The sequence below is a fragment of the Streptococcus gwangjuensis genome (assembly GCF_028156745.1).
Classification (GTDB): Bacteria; Bacillota; Bacilli; order Lactobacillales; family Streptococcaceae; genus Streptococcus; species Streptococcus gwangjuense_A.
Window position 1 is genome coordinate 82,137 of the sequence record NZ_JAODJG010000029.1, and the last position, 24,713, is coordinate 106,849.

Here is a 24,713-nt window from a genome sequence, read left to right on the forward strand (position 1 = left end):
AGGAGTTTAATATGTCTGGTACACTAGTAATTTATCTTGCAATTGCTGTTGCAGTTTTCTTAGTGATTGCCTATGCTATCGCAATCTACGTACGAAAACGCAATGAAAGTAAATTAGCAATTTTAGAAGAGAAAAAAGAAGAGCTGTACAATCTTCCAGTAAACGATGAAGTTGAAGCTGTAAAAAATATGCACTTGATTGGACAAAGTCAAGTGACTTTCCGTGAGTGGAACCAAAAATGGGTTGACCTATCTCTTAACTCTTTTGCGGATATCGAAAATAATCTTTTTGAGGCAGAAGGCTATAACAACTCATTCCGTTTTTTCAAGGCCAGTCATCAAATAGACCAAATCGAGAGTCAAATTACCTTGATTGAAGAAGATATTGCGGCAATTCGTAATGCTTTGGCAGATTTGGAGAAACAAGAGTCTAAAAATAGTGGACGTGTTCTTCATACTTTGGACTTGTTTGAAGAGTTGCAACACCGAGTGGCTGATCATTCTGAAGAATATGGCCAAGGTTTATCTGAAATCGAAAAACAATTGGAAAATATCCAATCAGAGTTTTCTCAGTTTGTTACTTTGAACACTTCAGGTGACCCAGTAGAAGCTGCTGTGATTTTGGATAATGCTGAAAATCATATCTTGGCTTTGAGTCACATAGTAGATCGCCTGCCAGCAATTGTAAAAACATTATCTAAAGAGCTACCTGATCAATTGGAAGATTTGGAAGACGGTTACCGTAAACTTTTAGATGCTAATTATCATTTCGCTGAAACGGATATTGAATCTCGCTTCCAATTGCTTTATGAAGCTTTGAAGAAAAACCACGAAAATATTGCACAATTAGAGTTGGATAATGCTGAGTATGAAAATACTCAAGTTCAAGAAGAAATCAATACACTCTATGATATCTTTACACGAGAAATTGCTGCTCAAAAAGTAGTAGAAGGCTTAGTTGCAACCCTTCCTACATATTTGAAACACATGAAAGATAGTAATGCTGTTTTAGTGGAAGATATTCAACGATTGAGTAACAATTACCTACTATCTGAAACGGATGTTAGTCATGTTCATAGATTACAAGCTGAGTTAGAATCTTTAGAAGAATCTGTATTGGAATTAACTTCTGAACAAGAGGAACATTCTGAACCTTATTCATTCCTTGAAGATCGTTTGGAAAACTTACAAGCGACTTTGAAGGAAATTGAAGATGAACAAGTTGCGGTTAGTCAACGCCTTGCTCAGATTGAAAAAGATGATATCAATGCTCGCCAGAAGGCAAATGTTTATGTTAATCGTCTTCACACGATTAAGAGATATATGGAAAAACGCAATCTTCCAGGTATTCCTCAGAATTTCTTACAGTTGTTCTTTACAGCAAGTAACCATACTGAAGAGTTGATGGCTGAACTAGAAGAAGCTCGGGTCAATATCGAAGCTGTGAACCGTATGCTTGAAATTACAACCAATGATATGGAAGCACTTGAAGAAGAAACATATAATATTGTTCAATATGCAACATTGACAGAACAATTGCTACAGTATTCGAACCGTTACCGCTCATTTGATGAACGAATTCAAGAAGCTTTTAATGAATCATTAGAAATTTTTGAAAAAGAATTTGATTATCATGCTTCATTTGATAAGATTTCGCAAGCTTTGGAAGTTGCAGAACCAGGTGTAACCAACCGTTTTGTCACTTCATACGAAAAAACACGTGAGACGATTCGTTTCTAACATAATAAAAGGCTCTATAATATTTGTAGTGGGTAAATCCCCCTATAGATATTATGGAGCCTATTTTTTTGTTCAAAACGAGTAATAGTACTTATTTCTCATTGAAATTATAGCCTGAATTTGATATGATATTTCTATGGATAAAAGTAGAGCAAATCGTGTTGAGCACGATAAAAAGAGAATCGGTTTAATAGCCCTAGTAGCTATCTTTTCAGTAAGTATTTGTGTCCTTGGTTCAATGATTGGATACAAAATATATACAAAGCAAAGTTTTGAACAAAGGATTGAAACGCTCAAAAAAGAGAAAGATGATCAATTGAGTGAGGGAAATCAGAAAGATCATTTTCGTAAGGGACAAGCCGAAGTAATTGCCTATTATCCTCTCCAAGGGGAGCAAGTGATTTCATCTGTAAAAGAAATCATGACACAGGATATTAAGGAAAATCTGGAAGACAAGGAAAATCTAGTTTTTTATTATACGGAGAAACAGGATTCGACTTTAAAAGGGATTGTTAACCGAAGTGTGATGAAACAAGTCTATGATTTAACTTCGTCAAAAGTTGAAGAGACTGAAAAAACTAGTCTGGCAAAAGTCCATTTGACAGAAGATGGTAAACCTTTTACACTTGATCAATTATTTTCAGATCCTAGTAAAGCCAAAGAGCAGTTGTTAAAAGAAATCACCTCTTTCTTACAGGATAAGAAATTGGACCAAGAAAAGATTGATCAAGTTGTTAAAGGCTTCTCTGAACAAGACTTGTCTGCATGGAATTTTGATTACAAGGATAGTCAGATTATCCTTTATCCAAGTCAGTCAGTTGAAAATCTAGATGATATTGCCTTACCAGTATCTAGTTTCTTTGATGTAGTACAATCCTCTTATTTATTAGACAAGGATGCCGAACTTTATAAGGCTTATTATGAAAAGAAAAACCAAAAAGTGGTAGCTCTAACTTTTGATGATGGACCAAATCCTGCAACGACAAATCAAGCATTAGATACACTTTCTAAGTATGGTATCAAGGCAACTTTCTTTGTTTTAGGTAAGAATGTTTCTGGAAATGAAGAGATTTTGAAACGCATGAAATCGGATGGCCATGTTATTGGAAACCATAGTTGGAGTCATCCAGTGCTTTCAAAACTTTCACTTGACGAAGCTAAAAAACAGATTACTGATACTGAGGATGCGCTAACTAAAGTGTTGGGTTCTAGTTCCAAACTTATGCGTCCGCCTTATGGAGCCATTACAGACGACATTCGAAATAGCCTTGATTTGAGTTTTATTATGTGGGATGTGGATAGTCTGGATTGGAAGAGTAAGAATGAAGCAGCAATTTTGACAGAGATTCAACGTCAAGTTCGTAATGGTTCGATTATCTTAATGCATGATATCCATGCTGAAACAGTCAATGCTTTACCAAAGATTATAGATTATCTAAAAGAGCAAGGATATCACTTTGTCACAGTTCCTGAAATGCTTAATTCACGATTAAAAGCACATGAACTATTCTATGACCGTGATCAGTAAGACTTTTGCTGAATGACTAATTAAATAGTAAGTAATTTTTTAATAAAGAAATTTAGTCTTGTATTAGTCGAGACTAAATTTTTTTATGTTTAAGTTTCATGAGAGGATTGGTTAATATTACAATTTTGTTACAAAATAACATTTTGATAGAATTTTCAGATAATTTGGTATATAATACTTTTAATTTAAATATAAAGGAGTGATTTTATGGGAGATTGCAAAGATTTTTGTCATAACAAGTACCAAATAGCAACAATTTTTCTGCTAACGGTCTTTGCATTCGGATTTGCTTTCGCACAGGTTAGTGCCGATGAGGGAAAATTTGAAACATCCAATCAAGTTACACGTACTGTAACGACTAATAAATTAGATGATTCAAATAAGCTCGCACCTCCAGTCACATCTGACAAGAATGCTCTAAATTCTTCTTCGAAAGAAAAAACAGAAGTGATAGAGTCATTAAAACAAGATGATTCTATCGAGTATAGAGATAATAAGTCAGACAAGAATTTAACCACACAGAAAGAAACGACTGCTATAAAAAATGAAGAGAAGAAGGAAGAATCAGCAGTGAAAAGTAATTCTTCTTCAGAAAGCATACAATCACAGTCGTTATCTCAAGGTGGACATAAAGAAAAGCCGAACAGTATCTCCAGTAATGAAATTATTACTGTCCCTAAAACCTGGGAAGCAGGACATAAAGGACAAGGAACTGTAGTCGCTGTTATAGATTCAGGTCTTGATTTGAATCATGAGGTTTTGCGTATTTCTGATCCGTCAAAGGCGAAATTTAAAAATCAGAATGATATCGAAAAAGCTAAAAAGGCTGCTGGTATTGACTACGGGAAATGGTACAGTGACAAAGTAGTATATGCTTATGATTACTTTGATGGAACTGATAATATAAAAGAGGCTGAAAAAGAGTCTCATGGAATGCACGTTACTGGAATTGTAGCTGGAAATCCTGTTAATAAAGCTCCGAATTCTGAGAAGGTTTATGGGGTGGCGCCAGAAGCTCAAATTATGTTTATGAGAGTTTTTTCAGACAGAGATAAAACTACAGCCTCTGCCCTCTATGTAAAAGCTATTGATGATGCTGTTGCATTAGGTGCAGATGTGATTAATATGAGTTTGGGTGCAGGTGCGGGTTCAACGGTAGATGCTGGTTCAGATATCATTGATGCAGTAAAAAGAGCACGCGCTAAAGGAGTATCTGTTGTTATCGCTGCAGGTAATAGTAATACTTTCGGTAGAGGTTTTTCACAACCATTAGCAGCAAATCCTGATTATGGTCTCGTCGGAAATCCCTCTACAGTAGAAGATTCAATTTCTGTTGCTTCGATTAATAATAAAATTCTAACTACTGAGGTATTTGAAGTAAAAGGTTTAGAAAATGACGCTACCCTTGATTATGGTAAGTTTGATTTTAATAGACCTGAAACAGAAAAAGATTTTGAAAGAGGTAAAGAATACGAATATGTAGCAGCGGGTATTGGTCGTGAAGAAGATTTTGCTAATATTGATGTAAGAGGCAAGTTAGCACTGATTCAACGTGGTAAAATTAATTTTTCTGATAAGATTAAAAATGCTCTTCAACATGGTGCAGTTGGAGTTTTAATTTATAACAACGTTGAAGGTGCAAATGTTAGTATGTCTGTTACAGGTGATGCTAAGAAAATCCCATCTGTCTTTATTTCAAAACATTATGGTGAAATTCTTAAGTCTGGTCAGTATAAAATTGTCTTTAATCACAAGATGGATAATCGTAAATCAGATGTTGCAGACCAATTGTCAGATTTTTCAAGTTGGGGAGTTACAACAGATGGACAATTGAAACCAGATGTTACTGCACCTGGTGGAAATATCTATTCATCATTTAACGACAATAGTTATGGAAGTATCAGTGGAACAAGTATGGCGGCTCCTCATGTGGCTGGTGTCGCAGCATTAGTCAAAGAATATTTAGCAAAGAAACATCCTGAATTATCAGCTAGTCAAATTTCAGAGATTGTAAAAGCTTTAATTATGTCCACTGCAAAACCACATTTTAATAAACAGACTGGAGCCTATACTTCTCCACGTCAGCAAGGTGCTGGTGTAGTTGACACGATGGCGGCAACAAGCACAGATCTATTTGTAACAGGTGCAAATAACTATCCAAGTGTTACTCTTGGCAATGTTGGTGATAAATTTACCTTTGAAGTTACAATTCATAATATTTCGGATAAAGACCGAACATTGAAGATGATTGTAAATACAAATACTGATGAAGTTGAAGAAGGGAAATTCACTCTCCGTCCACGAAAACTAACTGAAACAGTCTGGCCTGAAGTAACTGTGAAAGCTCATAGTACGAAGACAGTAACAGTTAGTGTAGATACAAGTAAGTTTACTGAAGAACTTAGCAAAATAATGCCAAATGGTTATTTTCTAGAAGGATTTGTTAGATTTGTCAATCCTGCAGATGATGGTTCTGTTATTGGTTTACCATTTATGGGATTTAAGGGAGAATTCCAAAATCTACCTGCAATTGAAAAACCAATTTATCAATTGATTAAGGAAGGAAACAGTGGATTTTACTCTGAAATTGATAAAGATAATCCAGGAATTTCACCTTCAGACGATGCAACTTATTTAACAAGTTCTGAAAATGATGTAAATGTTTTAAAAGCAGAGCGTCAAGGAAATCGAGTGACTGTACTCGGAGTGAAACAAGATGCTGAAGGAAAATACCATCTTCAATTAGATGAAAAGGGGAACATCCGCCTTGCTATCTCGCCAAACGAGGATGGTAATAAAGATTCTGTTCAATTTAAAACTCTTGTCTATAGAAACTTGGTAAATCTTCGTGCAACAGTTTATGATTCTTCGGATACAACACACAGTCAGCCTATTTGGCAAAGTCGTCCAACAGACCTTGTAAAAAATTATTTTGATGGTGATACTAGAAATCCAAGAAGTTACATTGTAGATAAAACAGCTTGGGGAGGACAGGATTCTAATGGAAATCGAGTTTCTGATGGAATTTATGACTATGTTATTAGTTATAAGCCAGATGTCCCTGGAGCTGAAGAACAATACACAACATTTAAAATTCAAATCGATACACAAAAACCTCTGATTACTTCGGGATATATTCGTTCTCAAGAAGATCAAGAACAATTTATAGCTCGCAAACCTCAGGATGTAGGAAATGGTGGAATTCTTCTAGAAAAAGTCTTTTATATTCGTCCTTCTGAAAATAGAGAGGCGACAGATTCAGAAATCGAACAGTATCAAATTATCAAACAAAATGAAGATGGTAGTTATACACTTCCTAAGAACGTTGATAAATCGAAAATCTTCTATTATGTAGAAGACTTTGCGGGAAATGTAGATTTTATATCTCTCAAAGATCTTGTAGGTGAGGAAAATAGTGGTCGTGTAAAAATTGCTATACTAAACAATAAAACCAAGGATGAGATTGATACAACTTATGTTTATCGCATTAAAAATAGCGAAGGTCAATATGTAACCGTTGATAAGTCAAAAGATATTAATTTCTTGAAATTTGGGCATTATGTTGCAGAAATTTTTAGCTATGACCGTACAGAGTTGAAATTTGTGAGTGCTCTATCTAAGGAATTTGATTTAACGAAAGAAAACAGTTTTCAAACTATTACCTTCTTGGCTAACAAAATGAAATATGCCCCAGTAACGGTTGGCTTTAATCAAGCTGTTCCTGGAACTACAACGATTACTTTAGTAGGTGAAGATGGTCAGAGTCAAGTCTTGCCAGCTGAAACATATGGTAAACATTCTTATGGTAAGAAAGTAGTTACTGGTGAATATAAAGTTCTTGTAAATCTATCAAACGGTTATGAATTACTTGATAATCTTCAACCATTTAAAGTCCTGTTTGGTAAAAATAATGTTTTGTCACTTTCAGTTGTTTCTAAGTTAGCTCTGATTGCAGCTTTAAATAAACAAATGGAAGTAGTTAAAACTCCGAGATATTATAATACAAAACAGAAGTTAAAAGAGATTTTTGATCAAAGTGTCAAAGATGCGCAACTAGCATTGGGAAGTAAACTTAACCAAGATAAAATTGACCAAATTGTTAAGGCTTTAGAGTCTGCTATGCAAACATTGGATGGTAAGGAATCTGATATCACATCATTGAAGAATGCTATTAAAGCATATGCTGAGACAGTTAAAAAAGGTAAATATATAAATTCTGATCAAGAACGCAAAGGTCAATATGATCGTGAATTTAAACTCTTGGCATTATTAATTACAAAAGATTTGATAACTCAAGATGAAATCGACCGTCTATTGACCGCTTTCTTGCAAGCACAAGACCAGCTGAATGGGAAAGAAACAGATTTCATGAGCCTAAAAAATGTTATCGTGGATGAAGTGAAGTTCCAAGACAAAGATCCAAGATTTTTGACAGCTAGCAAAGAGGAGAAAGATACATATAATCTTATTTTCAATAAAGCTAAGCTACTTTTGGAAAATGCAGAAGCTAGTCAAGAAGAAATTAATGAAGTAATCAATGCTCTAAAAGAGACGGCTATAAAACTGAAGGCTAATAAAGTAGAGATTCCAACTAAAGCAGTTGCACCAGTTAAACCAGTTAATCCAGCTAAACCAGTTGCATCGGTTAAACCAGCTAATCCAACTAAACCAGTTGTAACGATTAAGCCAGTTACTCCAGCTAAACCAGTTGCATCGGTTAAACCAGCTAATCCAACTAAACCAGTTGTAACGATTAAGCCAGTTATTCCAGCTAAACCAGTTGTAACGATTAAACCAGTTACTCCAGCTAAACCAGTTGTAACGATTAAGCCAGTTACTCCAGCTAAACCAGTTGTAACGATTAAGCCAGTTATTCCAACTAAACCAGTTGTAACGATTAAGCCAGTTATTCCAACTAAACCAGTTGTAACGATTAAACCAGTTTCTCAAGTGCAACTTGTTAAATTAGTAAGTCACAATAGACAAGTCTCAACTATTAAGCCTTTAATTAGCAATGATAAAATTGAGAAAGCTACATCAATTGCAATACCTCATTCCAATATAGAAGATAAGCATGAGAATAAAACACTAGCTGGAAGTAGTCAACAAGCATTTTTAGCTACAGTCAACAAAGAAGTAAAACAATTACCAGCCACTGGTGAGAATAACATGATTTCTATTATTCTAAGTATTTCAGGAATTTCTCTCTTATTGTCAGTTATTGGACTTGCAACTTTTTCAAAAAGTGAGTAGAGAATACAATACATCTTTTTATAGTTTTTGATTTACAGTATGTTACAATTCTGATATAATAGTCAGGAGGAAAGAAAGTCTTATAGCGTTCTTCAAGCGAGCTTGGGATAGTGGGAGCCAAGTAGGGCAAAATAAGGGACTGGCGCTTTCTGTAGTATTTTCAAAAACAATGAAGTAATAAATTAGGGTGGAACCGCGTTTCTGACGCCCCTAGTCGCAAGGCTTGGGTGTTGAAATTCGGTTCTTTTTGAATTCGTCTAATGCCTAAGTAGAAAGGAGCATAATGCTTAAAGGATCTTGTTTATGTAAAGCAGTGACCTACACTCTAGATGAAGAATTGTCGGAAATAGTTTTTTGCCATTGCTCATTTTGTCGGAAAGTAACTGCGTCTGCCTACACAGTTAATGCCAAAGTTAGCAGCAAAAATCTGGCACTGTATGGAAAAGAGAATTTGGTTACTTATAGTTCATCTCCAGGTAAACAACGTTATTACTGCCAGAACTGTCATAGTCAAATTTTCACTGTTCAAGAAAATATACCAGAAGTCTGTGCTTTAAAATTAGGTACAATAGATGAATGCGATCAGAATTTACAAACTGTTCCCAAACGTCATATTTTTCAGGAGCCAGCTTTTTCTTGGTTGCTTGATAAATGAATCTAAGAAGATAATATAAATTAAAGGAGTAAACAATGTCTAAGAAATTAACATTTCACTGCGTCAGTGGCAGAGACCTCCTTACAGTCGGGATGCCTTACGCTCAGCACTAGAGTGCCTGAGCTAGATGCAGTACTAACTCGTCTTGCCTCGTATGATCGACGAGGCAGACTCGTGTCGCAAGAAATTATTTTTATTAAGGAGTATTCAATGTCTAAGAAATTAACATTTCAAGAAATTATTTTGACTTTGCAACAATTTTGGAATGATCAAGGTTGTATGCTTATGCAGGCTTATGACAATGAAAAAGGTGCGGGAACCATGAGTCCTTACACTTTCCTTCGTGCTATCGGACCTGAGCCATGGAATGCGGCTTATGTAGAACCATCACGTCGTCCCGCTGACGGTCGTTACGGGGAAAACCCAAACCGTCTTTACCAACACCACCAATTCCAAGTGGTTATGAAGCCTTCTCCATCAAATATCCAAGAACTTTACCTTGAATCTTTGGAAAAATTGGGAATCAATCCTTTGGAACATGATATTCGTTTCGTTGAGGACAACTGGGAAAACCCATCAACTGGTTCAGCTGGTCTTGGTTGGGAAGTTTGGCTTGATGGGATGGAAATTACTCAATTTACTTATTTCCAACAAGTTGGTGGATTGGCAACTGGTCCTGTGACTGCGGAAGTTACCTATGGTTTGGAGCGCTTGGCTTCTTATATTCAGGAAGTGGATTCTGTCTATGATATCGAATGGGCTGATGGTGTAAAATACGGAGAAATCTTTATCCAGCCTGAGTACGAGCATTCAAAATATTCATTTGAAATTTCGGATCAAGAAATGTTGCTTGAAAACTTTGATAAGTTTGAAAAAGAAGCTGGTCGCGCCTTGGAAGAAGGATTGGTACACCCTGCCTATGACTATGTTCTCAAATGTTCACATACCTTTAACCTGCTTGATGCGCGTGGTACCGTATCTGTAACAGAGCGCGCAGGATATATCGCTCGTATCCGTAACTTGGCCCGTGTCGTAGCCAAAACCTTTGTCGCAGAACGCAAACGCCTAGGCTACCCACTTTTGGATGAAGAAACCCGAGCTAAACTCTTAGCAGAAGAGGCAGAATAAAGAGAGTGACAAATTACGAAAATGGGCGAACAGAGTGAGCCCTGAGCCAGTTGCCGCAGTGATGAAGGTATCCTTAGTGAAACTAAGGATACTAGGCAAAATTGGAGACTTTTGGCTCCAATTTTAGCAATGAAACAACGAAGTTGGTTGCTTGCGTGCCAATCACATAAGGCAAACTGGAAAATAAAAAGATATTTTTCGGAGAAAAAACATGACAAAAAACTTATTAGTAGAACTCGGTCTTGAAGAATTACCAGCCTATGTTGTCACACCAAGTGAAAAACAACTAGGCGAAAAAATGGCAGCCTTCCTAAAGGAAAATCGCTTGTCTTTTGAAGCTATTCAAACCTTCTCAACACCACGTCGTTTGGCTGTTCGTGTGACTGGTCTTGCAGATAAACAGTCTGATTTGACTGAAGATTTTAAGGGGCCAGCAAAGAAAATTGCCTTGGATGGTGATGGAAGCTTCACCAAAGCAGCTCAAGGATTTGTCCGTGGGAAAGGCTTGACAGTTGAAGATATTGAATTCCGTGAAATCAAGGGTGAAGAATATGTCTATGTCACTAAGGAAGAAATTGGTCAAGCAGTTGAAGCCATTGTTCCTGGTGTTGTAGATGTCTTGAAGTCACTGACTTTCCCTGTCAGCATGCACTGGGCTAACAACACCTTTGAATACATCCGCCCTGTTCACACTTTAACTGTTCTTTTAGATGAAGAAGAGTTTGATTTGGATTTCCTTGATATCAAGGGAGACCGTGTCAGCCGTGGTCATCGTTTCTTGGGGAAAGAAACCAAAATTCAGTCAGCTTTGAGCTATGAAGAAGATCTTCGTAAGCAGTTTGTAATCGCAGATCCACGTGAACGTGAGCAAATGATTGTTGACCAAATCAAGGAAATTGAGGTAAAACATGGTGTACGCATCGAAATTGATGCGGATTTGCTGAACGAAGTTTTGAACTTGGTGGAATACCCAACTGCCTTTATGGGAAGTTTTGATGCCAAATACCTTGAAGTTCCAGAAGAAGTTTTGGTGACTTCGATGAAGGAACACCAACGTTACTTTGTTGTTCGTGATCAAGATGGAAAACTCTTGCCAAACTTCATTTCTGTTCGTAACGGAAATGCAGAGCATTTGGAAAATGTTATCAAAGGAAATGAAAAAGTCTTGGTAGCTCGTTTAGAAGACGGAGAATTCTTCTGGCGTGAAGACCAAAAATTGGTTATTTCTGACCTTGTTGAAAAATTAAACAATGTCACCTTCCATGAGAAGATTGGTTCCCTTCGTGAACACATGATTCGTACGGGTCAGATTGCTATTCTCTTGGCAGAAAAAGCAGGCTTGTCAGCGGATGAAACGATTGACTTAGCCCGTGCAGCAGCCATTTACAAGTTTGACTTGTTGACTGGGATGGTTGGTGAATTTGATGAACTACAAGGAATTATGGGAGAGAAATATGCCCTTCTTGCTGGTGAAACTCCAGCGGTGGCAGCTGCTATTCGTGAACACTACATGCCTACTTCAGCTGAAGGAGAACTTCCAGAGAGCAAGGTCGGCGCAGTGCTTGCCATTGCAGACAAATTGGATATGATTTTGAGCTTCTTCTCAGTAGGTTTGATTCCATCAGGTTCTAATGACCCTTATGCCCTTCGTCGTGCAACTCAAGGTGTAGTTCGTATCTTGGATGCCTTTGGTTGGCATATTGCTATGGATGAGCTGATTGATAGCCTTTATGCATTGAAATTTGATAGCTTGACTTATGAAAATAAAGCTGAAGTTATGGACTTTATCAAGGCTCGTGTTGATAAGATGATGGGTTCTACTCCAAAAGATATCAAGGAAGCAGTACTTGCAAGTTCAAACTTTGTTGTGGCGGATATGTTGGAAGCAGCAAGTGCTCTCGTAGAAGCAAGCAAGGAAGAAGACTTCAAACCATCTATTGAATCGCTCTCTCGTGCCTTTAATTTGGCTGAGAAGGCAGAAGAAGTTGCCACAGTTGATTCAGCACTCTTTGAAAATGATCAAGAAAAAACCTTGGCTGAAGCAGTAGATACGCTTGTTTTATCAGGTTCTGCAAGTCAGCAATTGAAACAACTCTTTGCGCTTAGTCCAGTTATTGATGCTTTCTTTGAGAATACCATGGTAATGGCAGAAGATCAGACTGTCCGTCAAAATCGTTTGGCTATCTTGTCTCATTTAACTCAAAAAGCAGCTAAACTTGCTCGTTTTAACCAAATTAACACTAAATAAAATTTGATAAACGGACTTTATCTTATCACAAAGGAGAAGAAATGGATCAGAAAAAAATTGATCGTATCAACGAGCTTGCTAAAAAGAAAAAAGCAGAAGGCTTGACACCAGAAGAAAAAGTGGAACAAGCTAAACTACGTGAGGAGTACATCGAAGGTTATCGTCGCTCTGTTCGTCACCACATTGAGGGAATCAAAATTGTGGATGAAGAAGGAAACGATGTTACACCAGAAAAACTACGCCAAGTCCAACGTGAAAAAGGTTTACATGGTCGTAGTCTTGATGATCCAAACTCATAATAAGTATTCTTTCTTTTAACAAAGATAGATGAAATAATAACTAAAAGACTAGCAGACAAAAACTGCTAGTCTTTTTTTTGCTAAAAAAAGGAACCAAGATGGTTCCTAAAATGATTAGTTACTTGCTCCAGATGTAGCGTCAGCGCCACCACCGTGACCACCGGCATCGCCTGAATCAGAAGCTCCAGATGTAGCATCTGCATCGCCGTGACCATGTCCGCCAGCAGGAGCTGCAGCATTTCCACCGACTAAACGTTGACCAGTTGTATTGAGGTACCAATCAAGCCATGGTTGGAAATTAAAGATAATCTCATTAATTCCAGCATATGAACCATCTGGGTAGTACATTGCTTGGTAATTATGGGTATTAATAACACCTTCAGGTGTTCCTGGCACAATTGTACGGACATATTCTTGATCTCCGTTACGCAATACACCGACAACCCATTCAACGTTTTTCATTCTAGAATCTGGCAATGTACCGTGTACTGTCCCTAATCTATTTCCTGATTGAGCACGGACACGTTTACCAAACATTGTATCTGGGTCTTGGTGGGCGTTATTAAAGTACAAAAATTGATTGTTATCATCTGCAAATGTCAATTCAAATGGCATTGCCTTCAAGAACATATCAATTTGGTTAACTGTCAAGATACCGTGGTCTAATTTAACGTAAGTATCTCCAGAAACAGCTCCAACAAGTTCAGCAGCTTTTTCTACCCATTCAGGATCATCTGGATCAACACCTTGGATGGTAGTTGCAATTGAATTTGTACAATATAAATCTTCTGGCTCAATTGGTTTTGGTTTTTTCAATTTTGAAACGACTCCCACGTATTTTACAAAGTTGTCCAAGCATGTTTCAAGGAAATTAATAGTTCCTTCATTTGTGATATTTCCATTAACATCAAAAGCTTCTTTAGCTTTACCAAGAAGGAATTCATTTCCAGGAAGTGTGTAGGCATTGACACCTGGAGCGTCAAGAATCTTACGAAGGTGAACTTGGGCACGAGAAGTACCTTGGTCATAGTAAGAAGCACCCACAATCATGACTGGTTTGTTTTCAAATGGATGAACTTCATATGAAAGCCATTCAAGAACAGATTTAAGAGAAGCTGAGATTGTGTGGTTGTGCTCAGGAGTAGCGATAATGACACCATCAGCACGTGTAATTCTGTTATACAAAAGACGTAATTGGAAACTTTCGTCCCATTTTTCATCTTGGTTAAACATTGGAACTTCGTCAATTTCAAGAACTTCTAATTCAAATTTGAGTTTGAAGTGACGACGGATGAATTCCAAGAGTTTACGGTTATATGATTGATCGTAGTTTGATCCTACAAGTCCAACAAATTTCATTCTTTTTGGTCTCCTATCTTACAAATTTTCCCAGTCAAAGTCTTCAGCATCTTTGCGAAGTAGGGCTTGTGCGTTGCGCAATTTTTCAGTAATTTTTACAAAGATACGGAAGTCGTCAAAAGTGGCATCCAATTTTTTAATAACATCAAGATCCACTAGGTCTCCACTTGGGTTGAAAGCTTGAAGAGAATGTGAAAGCAAGAATTCATCTGGAAGGACACTTGCTTTAATTTCTGGAGCATTCAAGATTTGGCGAAGTTGTAATTGGGCACGTGATGAACCAAGCGTACCGTAAGAAGCACCAGTAATCATGATTGGTTTGTTCAAAAGTGGGTAAATACCGTATGACAACCAAGCAAGAGCGCTCATCAAAACAGCTGGGATAGAGTGGTCATACTCAGGAGTACCGATAATAACGCCATCTGCCTCTTCAATTTTGGCAGCAATTTCTAAAATTTCAGCAGGTACTTGCTTGTCAGCTGGTTTATTGAAGACAGGAATGTCTTTAATTTCAACAAGTTCAATTTCAGCTTTTTCAGCAAAGTGTTTTTGCATGTATTGAAGCAATTGGCGGTTTGTAGAACGTTTTGAATTTGTTCCAACAATAGCAATAAGTTTTAACATGAGATTTCCTTTCTCTTTTTACATAATACGATTTTAAAACTCCATTGAAACATCTATTTCTATAGAGTAGGAATTCCTGAAGAACAGCTTAGATGACCTTCTTTATCGATAAGGATGGCTTCTATGCCCTCCAAACTTTCGACTTGCCAGAGGATAGAAGCAGGTCTTTCTCCAAAGAGTCGAGTTGTCCAGATTTCGCCATCGACTGATTTATCAGAGATGATTGTCAGACTAGCTAGTTCCGTTTCAACAGGATATCCTGTTTGACTGTCAAAAATATGATGGTAGTCTTTTCCATCGACTGTCAGATGACGTTCATAAATGCCTGAAGTCACGACAGATTTATTGACAACAGGGATGGTCATTAAGTGATTTCCCCTAGGATTGGCTGGGTCTTGAATCCCGATTTGCCAAGGCTGATTGCCTCTTTCCTGATTTTTACCAATGGTTAGGATATTTCCTCCCAAATTAATCAAGGCTGATGTCACTCCCTCTTCTCTCAGAAATTGGGCAACCTTATCCGCACTATAACCCTTGGCTAAACAACCAAGATCAATCTTCATTCCTTTCTGTTTTAAAAACACAGTGGAAGTGGAAGAATCTAACTCGATATAATGAGGATTGATTAAAGGTAGCACCGATTCAATTTCTTGAGGTTGGGCCACTTTGGCATCTGAAAAACCGATGCGCCAGGTTTGAATCAAGGGACCAATGCTGATGTTGAGATGACTAGAGGGCGCTAGGCTATGTTCTAATCCAAGTGAAATCAATTCAAACAAATCAGGATGAACCTTGACTGGAGCTATTCCAGCTTGATAATTGATTTCCATCAACTCAGATTCTTGGCTATTGGCATTGAAACGATATTCTAACTCTTTGAGCAAATCAAAGGATTTTTGGAGCAAGATATCGGCTCGCTCATCCACTAATGAAATAGTGATAGTAGTCCCCATTAGCCGTTCAGAATGTGAACTAAGAGGCAAGCTACCAACTCCTTTCTCTTATGAAAAGAAGGATGAAATATAGTAAATTTATATTAAATTTAACCCCTTACATTTTCTTTCCATGATACTAGCATACCACAAAGTCAGCGTTTTCACAAATAAAATTTGTAAACTTGTCAAGAAATATGCTCAGGAAAAAAGAGTAATTGTAAGAAAGCCTGATAAAATACAGATTATTTACATTTTTTTACAAAAAAATCGGGAAAATTAACTAAACTCTTGTAAACGCTAACAGTAAATGATATACTAGAAGAGTAAATTTAAAATTGAAGGTAGGAATTTTTCTATGAGTAAAATCGTTGTAGTTGGTGCTAACCACGCTGGTACAGCATGTATTAATACTATGTTGGATAATTTTGGAAATGAAAACGAAATCGTTGTATTTGACCAAAACTCTAACATCTCTTTCCTAGGTTGCGGAATGGCCCTTTGGATTGGGGAACAAATCGACGGTGCTGAAGGCTTGTTCTATTCTGATAAAGAAAAATTGGAAGCTAAAGGTGCTAAGGTATACATGAACTCACCAGTTCTTTCAATCGACTATGATAACAAAGTAGTTACAGCAGAAGTTGAAGGGAAAGAGCACAAAGAATCATACGATAAATTGATTTTCGCTACAGGTTCTACACCAATCTTGCCACCAATCGAAGGTGTTGAAATTGTTAAAGGGAACCGCGAATTTAAAGCAACTCTTGAAAACGTACAATTCGTTAAATTGTACCAAAACGCTGAAGAAGTGATTCACAAATTGTCTGATAAGAGTCAACACCTTGACCGAATCGCCGTTGTTGGTGGTGGTTATATCGGTGTTGAACTTGCTGAAGCCTTTGAACGTCTTGGAAAAGAAGTTGTCCTTGTTGATATCGTTGATACTGTTTTGAACGGTTACTATGACAAAGACTTCACACAAATGATGGCGAAGAACTTGGAAGACCACAACATCCGCTTGGCGCTTGGTCAAACTGTTAAAGCAATCGAGGGTGACGGTAAAGTTGAACGCTTGATTACTGATAAAGAAACTTTTGATGTGGATATGGTTATCCTTGCAGTTGGTTTCCGTCCAAACACAGCCCTTGCTGATGGAAAAATTGAACTCTTCCGTAACGGTGCCTTCCTTGTAGACAAAAAACAAGAAACATCTATCCCAGGCGTTTACGCAGTAGGTGACTGTGCGACTGTTTATGACAACGCTCGTAAAGACACTAGCTACATTGCGCTTGCTTCAAACGCTGTTCGTACTGGTATCGTTGGTGCATATAACGCATGTGGACATGAATTGGAAGGAATCGGTGTTCAAGGATCAAACGGTATCTCAATCTACGGTCTTCACATGGTTTCAACTGGTTTGACTCTTGAAAAAGCTAAAGCTGCTGGTTACAATGCAACTGAAACAGGCTTTAACGATCTTCAAAAACCAGAATTCATGAAACATGATAACCATGAAGTAGCCATCAAGATTGTCTTTGACAAAGATAGCCGTGAAATTCTTGGTGCACAAATGGTTTCACGCGATTCTGCAATCAGCATGGGAATCCACATGTTCTCACTTGCTATCCAAGAACATGTGACAATTGATAAATTGGCATTGACAGACCTATTCTTCTTGCCACACTTCAACAAACCATATAACTACATCACAATGGCTGCCCTTACAGCTGAAAAATAAAATTTGATGAACTATCTGGCCTTAAGCTAAGGTCAGATAGTTTTTTTAGCCAATCTGTACCCACACAATTACGTTTTTTTTATCTTGTACTTCATTTTAATCTAACTTAAAATGAAATGGTAGCTACCAATACAAATGATGAGGATAAAACAAATGACTGAAAATCGTTATGAATTAAATAAAAACTTAGCACAAATGCTTAAAGCTGGCGTTATCATGGACGTTCAGAATCCTGAACAGGCCCGTATTGCAGAAGCTGCTGGTGCGGCAGCTGTGATGGCCTTGGAGCGGATTCCGGCTGATATTCGTGCAGCTGGTGGGGTTTCCCGTATGAGTGATCCAAAGATGATTAAGGAAATCCAAGAAGCGGTTAGCATTCCAGTAATGGCCAAGGTCAGAATCGGGCATTTTGTTGAAGCTCAGATTTTAGAGGCTATTGAGATTGACTATATCGATGAGAGTGAAGTTTTATCTCCAGCAGACGACCGTTTCCATGTGGACAAAAAAGAATTCCAAGTTCCTTTTGTCTGTGGGGCTAAGGACTTGGGTGAAGCCTTGCGTCGTATCGCTGAAGGTGCTTCTATGATTCGTACCAAAGGAGAACCGGGTACGGGGGATATCGTCCAAGCTGTTCGTCATATGCGCATGATGAATCAGGAAATTCGCCGCATTCAAAACCTACGTGAGGACGAACTTTATGTTGCCGCCAAGGACTTACAAGTCCCTGTAGAATTGGTTCAATATGTCCATGAACATGGAAAATTGCCAGTTGTAAACTTTGCGGCTGGAGGCGTTGCAACGCCAGCAGATGCCGCGCTGATGATGCAATTGGGAGCAGAGGGCGTCTTTGTCGGTTCAGGTATTTTTAAGTCAGGAGATCCTGTTAAACGAGCGAGTGCCATTGTCAAAGCGGTAACTAATTTCCGAAATCCTCAAATCTTGGCTCAAATCTCTGAAGATTTAGGAGAAGCCATGGTTGGTATCAATGAAAATGAGATACAAATCCTCATGGCTGAGCGAGGAAAATAGATGAAAATCGGAATATTGGCCTTGCAAGGGGCCTTTGCAGAACATGCAAAAGTACTAGAGCAATTAGGAGTCGAGAGTGTCGAAATCAGAAATCTAGATGATTTTCAGCAATATCAGAGTGACTTGTCCGGTTTGATATTACCTGGTGGGGAATCTACAACCATGGGCAAGCTCTTACGTGATCAGGGAATGTTGCTTCCCATTCGAGAAGCCATTCTTTCTGGCTTACCAGCCTTTGGAACCTGTGCGGGTTTAATTTTGCTGGCTAAGGAAATTACTTCTCAGGAAGAGAGTCATCTAGGAACTATGGATATAGTGGTCGAGCGCAATGCCTATGGGCGCCAATTAGGAAGTTTCTACACGGAAGCAGAATGTAAGGGAGTCGGTCAGATTCCAATGACCTTTATTCGTGGTCCGATTATCAGTAGTGTTGGAGAGGGTGTAGAAATTCTAGCAAGAGTTGAAGATCAAATCGTTGCTGGCCAAGAAAAAAATATGCTGGTAACTTCTTTTCATCCAGAACTGACTGATGATGTTCGCTTGCACCAGTACTTTATCAATATGTGTAAAGAAAAAAGTTGAGATTGAATTTCTCAACTTTTTTACATGTAATAAACAATGGCGATGTATTGGAGGGCAGATGCTGCTAGGATAAAGAGATGCCAAATCATGTGGAAATAAGGTTTTTTCTTGGCGTAAAATCCAGCTCCAACTGTATAACAAAGTCCGCCAGTTACCATGAGACTCCAGAAAATGGGTGTCGTTTGACTGATAATGGCTGGAATGATAGCCAGAACCAACCAGCCCATAATCAGGTAAAGAGCAAGGCTAAATTTCTCATTGACTTTTTTAGCAAATATTTTATAGAGAATACCAAAGATGGTCGTTCCCCACTGGATAGCAATAATCAGATAGCCAAACCAGTTATTCATTAAGGTCAAGACGACGGGCGTGTATGAGCCTGCGATAGCCACATAAATCATAGAATGGTCAATGATTCGTAAGACATATTTGTGGGTTGAACCATAGGCCATAGAGTGATAAATGGTGGATGATAGGAACATGAGAAAAAGACTGATGACGAAAATGGATACACCGATAGAGGATAAAAATCCGTGTGCTTCATAACTATAGGTGGATGAAATGGGGAGTAAGATGAGCATGATGACTGCACCTACGGCATGGGTCACGCTATTAGCAATCTCTTCTCCAAAACTGAGTTGTTTGCTGAGTTTAAGACTAGTGTTCATTGGATTACCTCCTCTTGAGTATGATGGATTATGGCTAGGGTTTGATGATAAAGTTTAACGGTTTGGCAGCTGGTTTGGATAATGGGGTTAGCTGGGTCAATTCCTTGGTTCATGTAGTCCACAAAAGCATCGTAGAGTTGGTCTGAACTTGCTTGAGTTTGTAGAGTATTAAGTGTTTGTGCTATTTCTTGAATAGAAAATACCGACTTAAGAGTTGTGATAGCAATCAGACGGGCAATCTGTTGGCGTTGGTATTTTTTCTTGTCAGGCTTTGTCAGGTAACCATGTTTCACATAATTGTTGACCATGGATGCTGTTAGGCCCTTGTCTTTATCAGGAGAGATAGGGGCGCAGACCTGATTGACATAGAGTAAAACCTGGTCTAGATAGAGGTCAATATTTGGGATTTCTGCCCATTTGGGGTAGGAAAAGGTAGTTTTCATTTTCAACTCCTTTTTATCTAGTTTTAATAACTAGATTATAAAATAATAAAAACAGAAAGTCAAGTTTTAACTGCTTGTAGAAAGACTTAAATTATGCTATGATGGGAGAAACTAGTCAGAAATGAGGAGAAAAGATGGAAATTCGTTTAGCTTTTCCAAATGAAGTAGATGCCATCATGCAGGTGATGGAAGATGCTAAAAAATGTTTAGCAGATGCTGGTAGTGACCAGTGGCAAAATGGCTATCCAAATGCTGATATTATTATTGAAGATATTATCTCAGGTCAAGCCTATGTAGCCTTGGAAGAGGGAGAACTGCTAGCCTATGCTGCTGTGACCAAGAGTCCAGAGGCAGCCTATGAAGCCATTTATGAAGGAAAATGGCAAGCTGGAGAGTCAGAGTACCTAGTCTTTCACCGTATTGCTGTGGCAGCAGATGTACAGGGACAAGGAGTTGCTCAAACCTTTTTAGAGGGCTTGATTGAAGGTTTTGACTATCTAGATTTTCGCTCAGATACGCATGTTGCAAACAAGGTCATGCAGCATATTTTTGAAAAACTTGGTTTTAAACAGGTTGGTAAAGTGCCTGTTGATGGCGAACGCTTGGCCTATCAAAAATTAAAGAAATAATGCAAAAGATGTACGTAAAAATGCTCTACTTTTCGCCAATAGGAACCTTGTCTTTGGTTGCCGACGAGCAATATCTGTATGGCATTTGGGTGCAGGAGCAGAAGCATTTTGAGAGAGGACTAGGAGATGAGACGATAGAAGCAGTTGTTAGTCATCCAATTTTAGATCCAGTTATTGCTTGCTTAGATGATTACTTTAAAGGCAAGTCTCAGGATTTATCCGACTTGCCCTTGGCTCCAATCGGAACGGATTTTGAAAAGCGAGTTTGGTCCTATCTACAGGGAATTCCTTATGGTCAGACAGTGACCTATGGACAAATAGCCCAAGAGCTACAAGTGGATTCTGCTCAAGCAATTGGTGGAGCGATAGGACGCAATCCGTGGTCTATCCTAGTACCTTGTCATCGGGTGCTGGGAGCTGGCAAGCGTCTGACAGGTTATGCTGCAGGAGTGGAAAAGAAAGCTTGGCTCTTGGAGCATGAAGGCGCAGATTTTAAAGATATAAAATAGAAAGTGAAAGACATGTTAGAATTTATCGAATATCCAAAATGTTCAACTTGTAAAAAAGCAAAACAAGAATTAAACCAACTCGGTGTGGACTATAAAGCCATCCATATCGTTGAAGAAACACCTAGCCAAGAAGTCATTTTAAACTGGCTAGAAACCTCGGGTTTTGAGTTGAAGCAATTTTTCAACACCAGTGGGATCAAATACCGTGAATTGGGGCTGAAAGATAAGGTAGGAAGTCTGTCAAACCAAGAAGCAGCTGAGTTGCTAGCAAGCGACGGTATGTTGTTAAAACGCCCCATTTTAGTAGAAAATGGAACTGTTAAGCAAATCGGTTATCGAAAAGCTTATGAAGAATTGGGATTGAAATAGTTTTTATCTATCTCTTTGATAGATAAAATATATAACCTCCCTGTTTCAAAGTATGATAAACTAGTAGGTAGACAAAGTCTGTACCTGACCGTAGCAAATAATTTCATTGACGGCAAAAGTATGGTAGAATGAATCATTATCAGGAGAGGATGTTTTTATGAATGTTACAACGATTTTAGCATCAGATTGGTACCAAAACTTGATGCAATTGATTCCGGATGGCAAGCTTTTTAGCTTGCGTTCGGTCTTTGATGGAATCCCGAGAATTGTCCAACAACTTCCAATAACGATTATGTTGACCATTGGTGGTGCTCTTTTTGGCTTGGTTTTGGCGCTTCTTTTTGCCATTGTGAAGATCAATCGTGTCAAAATTTTATACCCCTTGCAGGCCTTCTTTGTTAGCTTCTTAAAAGGGACACCGATTTTGGTGCAACTCATGTTGACCTACTACGGAATTCCTTTGGCTTTGAAAGCTCTCAATCAGCAATGGGGAACTGGTTTCAATATCAATGCGATTCCAGCCGCTGCTTTTGCAATTGTCGCCTTTGCCTTTAATGAAGCAGCTTATGCTAGTGAAACCATTCGTGCAGCCATTCTCTCAGTCAATCCTGGTGAGATTGAGGCGGCACGCAGTCTGGGGATGACCCGAGCGCAAGTTTATCGTCGCGTGATTATTCCAAATGCGGCCGTTGTGGCGACTCCAACCTTAATCAATTCCCTAATCGGCTTGACCAAAGGAACTTCTCTAGCCTTTAGTGCGGGTGTTGTGGAAGTCTTTGCCCAAGCTCAGATTTTGGGTGGAGCTGATTACCGCTACTTTGAACGCTTTATCTCCGTTGCCCTTGTTTATTGGGTAGTCAATATCGGAATTGAAAGCCTTGGTCGTTTCATCGAGAGAAAAATGGCTATTTCTGCACCCGATACAGTGCAAACAGATGTGAAAGGAGACCTTCGTTAATGATTAAGATTTCGAATTTAAGCAAATCCTTTTCAGGACAGACTGTCTTGGATCATCTGAACTTGGATATTCAAAAAGGGGAAGTTGTAGCCTTGATTGGTTCTTCAGGAGCTGGAAAATCAACCTTCCTTCGTAGTCTCAATTATCTTGAAACACCTGACAGTGGCTCTATTCAGATTGATGATTTCTCAGTTGATTTTTCTAAAATCACTCAAGAAGAAATCCTTGCCCTACGCCGTAAGTTGTCTATGGTTTTCCAACAGTTTAATTTGTTTGAACGCCGAACAGCACTTGATAATGTGAAAGAAGGCTTGGTTGTTGTCAAGAAATTATCCGACCAAGAAGCAACCAAGATTGCCAAGGAAGAGTTGGCTAAGGTTGGGCTTTCAGACCGTGAAAACCATTATCCTCGTCATTTATCAGGGGGACAAAAGCAACGGGTTGCCTTGGCGCGTGCTCTTGCCATGAAACCAGATGTCTTGCTCTTAGACGAACCAACTTCAGCTCTTGACCCAGAATTGGTCGGTGAAGTAGAGAAGTCTATTGCAGATGCTGCTAAGTCAGGACAGACTATGATTTTGGTCAGTCACGATATGTCCTTTGTAGCCCAAGTGGCTGATAAGATTCTCTTCTTAGATAAGGGGAAAATCATTGAGTCTGGAACACCGGATGAGATTATCCACCATCCTAAAGAAGAGCGGACAAAAGAATTCTTCGCTAGTTACAAACGGACTTATATTTGATATAATAGATAAGGGAAAACTCAGTTAGCTGGACTAGCTGAGTTTACTCTTTAAAAAAGATAGAAATGAGAGAAATCATGCTACTGCAACTATTTTCTTTATATTTCGAGAGTTTGATCTTGACCACCATCCTTGTCCTGATTTTTTTAGGGATTTGGATTGGACTGAGAGCCATGTCGGGAGTTGATAAGACAGCCAAGGCTCGCCAAGCCCATCTCTATGATATGATTATGATTGGGGTCTTGGTTGTTCCAGTATTATCCTTTGCGGTTATGAGTTTAATTCTTGTTTTCAAGGCATAATCCTTGCATGGTTGATAAGAAAGAGTTAGAATAAAGATAGTTACAACAAGAAAGAAGGAATCTATATGTACGATACTATTATTATCGGTGCTGGACCTGCAGGGATGACTGCAGCCTTGTATGCTGCTCGAAGCAATCTGAAAGTAGCCTTGATTGAAGGTGGTCTGCCAGGTGGTCAGATGAATAATACATCGGATATCGAAAATTACCCAGGATACGCTAATATTAGTGGGCCAGAATTGGCAGAAAAAATGTTTGAACCGCTTGAAAATCTTGGTGTTGAGCATATTTATGGATATGTTGAAAATGTCGAAGACCATGGTGGTTTTAAGAAAGTGATTACTGATGACCAAACATATGAAACACGTACAGTTATCGTAGCGACTGGCTCTAAACACCGTCCTTTGGGAGTCCCTGGAGAAGAAGAACTGAACAGTCGTGGTGTTTCCTACTGTGCCGTGTGTGATGGTGCTTTCTTCCGTGACCAAGATTTGTTGGTAGTTGGTGGTGGAGATTCAGCTGTCGAAGAAGCTATCTTCTTGACTCGTTTTGCTAAGACTGTTACCATTGTTCACCGTCGTGACCAACTTCGTGCCCAAAAGGTTTTACAAGACCGCGCCTTTGCGAATGAGAAAATCAGCTTTATCTGGGACTCTGTAGTCAAGGAAATCAAGGGTGAAAACCGAGTAGAATCTGTCGTCTTTGAAAATGTGAAAACAGGTCAAGTGACAGAACAAGCCTTCGGTGGTGTCTTTATCTATGTTGGTTTGGACCCTCTTAGCGATTTTGTTAAAGAATTAAATATCCAAGATCAGGCAGGCTGGATTGTGACAGATAACCACATGAAAACTGCAGTTGACGGTATCTTTGCAGTTGGAGATGTTCGCTTGAAAGACCTTCGCCAAGTAACAACAGCAGTTGGAGATGGAGCTATCGCTGGTCAAGAAGCTTATAAGTTTATTACCGAACATAGTTAAT

At 38.6% G+C, this 24,713-nt stretch carries 22 protein-coding genes; 17 read left to right on the forward strand and 5 right to left on the reverse strand.

What is annotated here, in order from left to right:
* Nucleotides 1–11: 11 nt before the first annotated feature.
* The 7 genes from ezrA to N5909_RS02770 all read left to right on the forward strand — a co-directional run bounded on the left by ezrA (nucleotide 12) and on the right by N5909_RS02770 (nucleotide 12,850).
* On the forward strand, nucleotides 12–1,739 hold the full coding sequence (gene ezrA, locus N5909_RS02740; protein WP_033681389.1) for a septation ring formation regulator EzrA: 1,728 nt from the start codon (nucleotides 12–14) through the stop codon (nucleotides 1,737–1,739).
* 136 nt (nucleotides 1,740–1,875) lie between these two features.
* Complete coding sequence (gene pgdA / locus N5909_RS02745; RefSeq protein ID WP_271630758.1) at nucleotides 1,876–3,267, forward strand: peptidoglycan-N-acetylglucosamine deacetylase PgdA; 1,392 nt, start codon at nucleotides 1,876–1,878, stop codon at nucleotides 3,265–3,267.
* A 207-nt stretch (nucleotides 3,268–3,474) separates the two neighbouring features.
* Nucleotides 3,475–8,520, forward strand: a complete 5,046-nt coding sequence (locus N5909_RS02750) for a S8 family serine peptidase (protein ID WP_271630759.1) — start codon at nucleotides 3,475–3,477, stop codon at nucleotides 8,518–8,520.
* Nucleotides 8,521–8,803: 283 nt separating this feature from the next.
* Nucleotides 8,804–9,175, forward strand: coding sequence for a GFA family protein (locus N5909_RS02755; protein ID WP_033681387.1), 372 nt, complete (start codon nucleotides 8,804–8,806; stop codon nucleotides 9,173–9,175).
* Between the two features lie 210 nt (nucleotides 9,176–9,385).
* Nucleotides 9,386–10,303: a glycine--tRNA ligase subunit alpha gene (gene glyQ, locus N5909_RS02760; protein ID WP_271630760.1), complete on the forward strand. Its 918-nt coding sequence runs from the start codon at nucleotides 9,386–9,388 to the stop codon at nucleotides 10,301–10,303.
* A 211-nt stretch (nucleotides 10,304–10,514) separates the two neighbouring features.
* Nucleotides 10,515–12,551, forward strand: coding sequence for a glycine--tRNA ligase subunit beta (glyS, locus tag N5909_RS02765; RefSeq protein WP_271630761.1), 2,037 nt, complete (start codon nucleotides 10,515–10,517; stop codon nucleotides 12,549–12,551).
* A gap of 41 nt (nucleotides 12,552–12,592) precedes the next feature.
* Complete coding sequence (locus tag N5909_RS02770; protein WP_000372163.1) at nucleotides 12,593–12,850, forward strand: DUF896 family protein; 258 nt, start codon at nucleotides 12,593–12,595, stop codon at nucleotides 12,848–12,850.
* A 114-nt stretch (nucleotides 12,851–12,964) separates the two neighbouring features.
* On the opposite strand, the gene N5909_RS02775 is transcribed toward N5909_RS02770, so the two are convergent.
* The 3 genes from N5909_RS02775 to N5909_RS02785 are packed head-to-tail and all read right to left on the reverse strand — an operon-like array spanning nucleotide 12,965 to nucleotide 15,816.
* On the reverse strand, nucleotides 12,965–14,209 hold the full coding sequence (locus N5909_RS02775; protein WP_271630762.1) for an NAD(P)H-dependent oxidoreductase: 1,245 nt from the start codon (nucleotides 14,207–14,209) through the stop codon (nucleotides 12,965–12,967).
* Nucleotides 14,210–14,227: 18 nt separating this feature from the next.
* Nucleotides 14,228–14,833, reverse strand: coding sequence for an NADPH-dependent FMN reductase (locus tag N5909_RS02780; protein ID WP_000915951.1), 606 nt, complete (start codon nucleotides 14,831–14,833; stop codon nucleotides 14,228–14,230).
* Between the two features lie 59 nt (nucleotides 14,834–14,892).
* A complete protein-coding gene (locus N5909_RS02785) occupies nucleotides 14,893–15,816 on the reverse strand; it encodes an FAD:protein FMN transferase (RefSeq protein ID WP_271630764.1) in 924 nt (307 codons plus the stop codon).
* A gap of 307 nt (nucleotides 15,817–16,123) precedes the next feature.
* Here N5909_RS02785 and nox point away from each other — a divergent pair, with 307 nt between their 5' ends.
* The 3 genes from nox to pdxT all read left to right on the forward strand — a co-directional run bounded on the left by nox (nucleotide 16,124) and on the right by pdxT (nucleotide 19,114).
* Nucleotides 16,124–17,503 carry a H2O-forming NADH oxidase gene (gene nox / locus N5909_RS02790; protein ID WP_261099962.1) on the forward strand — a complete coding sequence of 460 codons (1,380 nt, stop codon included), beginning with the start codon at nucleotides 16,124–16,126 and terminating at the stop codon, nucleotides 17,501–17,503.
* Between the two features lie 153 nt (nucleotides 17,504–17,656).
* Nucleotides 17,657–18,532, forward strand: a complete 876-nt coding sequence (pdxS, locus tag N5909_RS02795; RefSeq protein WP_271630766.1) for a pyridoxal 5'-phosphate synthase lyase subunit PdxS — start codon at nucleotides 17,657–17,659, stop codon at nucleotides 18,530–18,532.
* Complete coding sequence (gene pdxT / locus N5909_RS02800; RefSeq protein ID WP_271630767.1) at nucleotides 18,533–19,114, forward strand: pyridoxal 5'-phosphate synthase glutaminase subunit PdxT; 582 nt, start codon at nucleotides 18,533–18,535, stop codon at nucleotides 19,112–19,114.
* Nucleotides 19,115–19,134: 20 nt separating this feature from the next.
* Here pdxT and trhA read toward each other — a convergent pair whose 3' ends face one another.
* Entirely contained in the window at nucleotides 19,135–19,782 is a 648-nt protein-coding gene (trhA, locus tag N5909_RS02805; protein WP_001097996.1) for a PAQR family membrane homeostasis protein TrhA, read from the reverse strand.
* A complete protein-coding gene (locus tag N5909_RS02810; RefSeq protein WP_271630769.1) occupies nucleotides 19,779–20,225 on the reverse strand; it encodes a DUF1836 domain-containing protein in 447 nt (148 codons plus the stop codon). The genes trhA and N5909_RS02810 overlap by 4 nt, the downstream gene beginning before the upstream one ends.
* Nucleotides 20,226–20,359: 134 nt before the next feature.
* Between N5909_RS02810 and N5909_RS02815 the strand changes: the two genes are divergently transcribed.
* The 7 genes from N5909_RS02815 (at nucleotide 20,360) to trxB (ending at nucleotide 24,712) form a co-directional block, all read left to right on the forward strand.
* A complete protein-coding gene (locus N5909_RS02815) occupies nucleotides 20,360–20,854 on the forward strand; it encodes a GNAT family N-acetyltransferase (protein WP_261086402.1) in 495 nt (164 codons plus the stop codon).
* Entirely contained in the window at nucleotides 20,854–21,363 is a 510-nt protein-coding gene (locus N5909_RS02820; RefSeq protein ID WP_033681377.1) for a methylated-DNA--[protein]-cysteine S-methyltransferase, read from the forward strand. The genes N5909_RS02815 and N5909_RS02820 overlap by 1 nt, the downstream gene beginning before the upstream one ends.
* Before the next feature lie 12 nt (nucleotides 21,364–21,375).
* Nucleotides 21,376–21,732, forward strand: coding sequence for an arsenate reductase family protein (locus tag N5909_RS02825; RefSeq protein ID WP_000889083.1), 357 nt, complete (start codon nucleotides 21,376–21,378; stop codon nucleotides 21,730–21,732).
* A 157-nt stretch (nucleotides 21,733–21,889) separates the two neighbouring features.
* On the forward strand, nucleotides 21,890–22,690 hold the full coding sequence (locus N5909_RS02830) for an amino acid ABC transporter permease (RefSeq protein WP_001103445.1): 801 nt from the start codon (nucleotides 21,890–21,892) through the stop codon (nucleotides 22,688–22,690).
* Nucleotides 22,690–23,433: an amino acid ABC transporter ATP-binding protein gene (locus N5909_RS02835; protein ID WP_000590982.1), complete on the forward strand. Its 744-nt coding sequence runs from the start codon at nucleotides 22,690–22,692 to the stop codon at nucleotides 23,431–23,433. Before N5909_RS02830 ends, N5909_RS02835 begins: the two co-directional genes overlap by 1 nt.
* 77 nt (nucleotides 23,434–23,510) lie before the next feature.
* The gene (locus N5909_RS02840) at nucleotides 23,511–23,735 is read left to right on the forward strand and encodes a DUF4059 family protein (protein ID WP_000926599.1); all 225 of its coding nucleotides are present in this window, start codon (nucleotides 23,511–23,513) and stop codon (nucleotides 23,733–23,735) included.
* 65 nt (nucleotides 23,736–23,800) lie between these two features.
* Nucleotides 23,801–24,712 carry a thioredoxin-disulfide reductase gene (gene trxB / locus N5909_RS02845; protein WP_271630770.1) on the forward strand — a complete coding sequence of 304 codons (912 nt, stop codon included), beginning with the start codon at nucleotides 23,801–23,803 and terminating at the stop codon, nucleotides 24,710–24,712.
* Nucleotide 24,713: the final 1 nt, after the last annotated feature.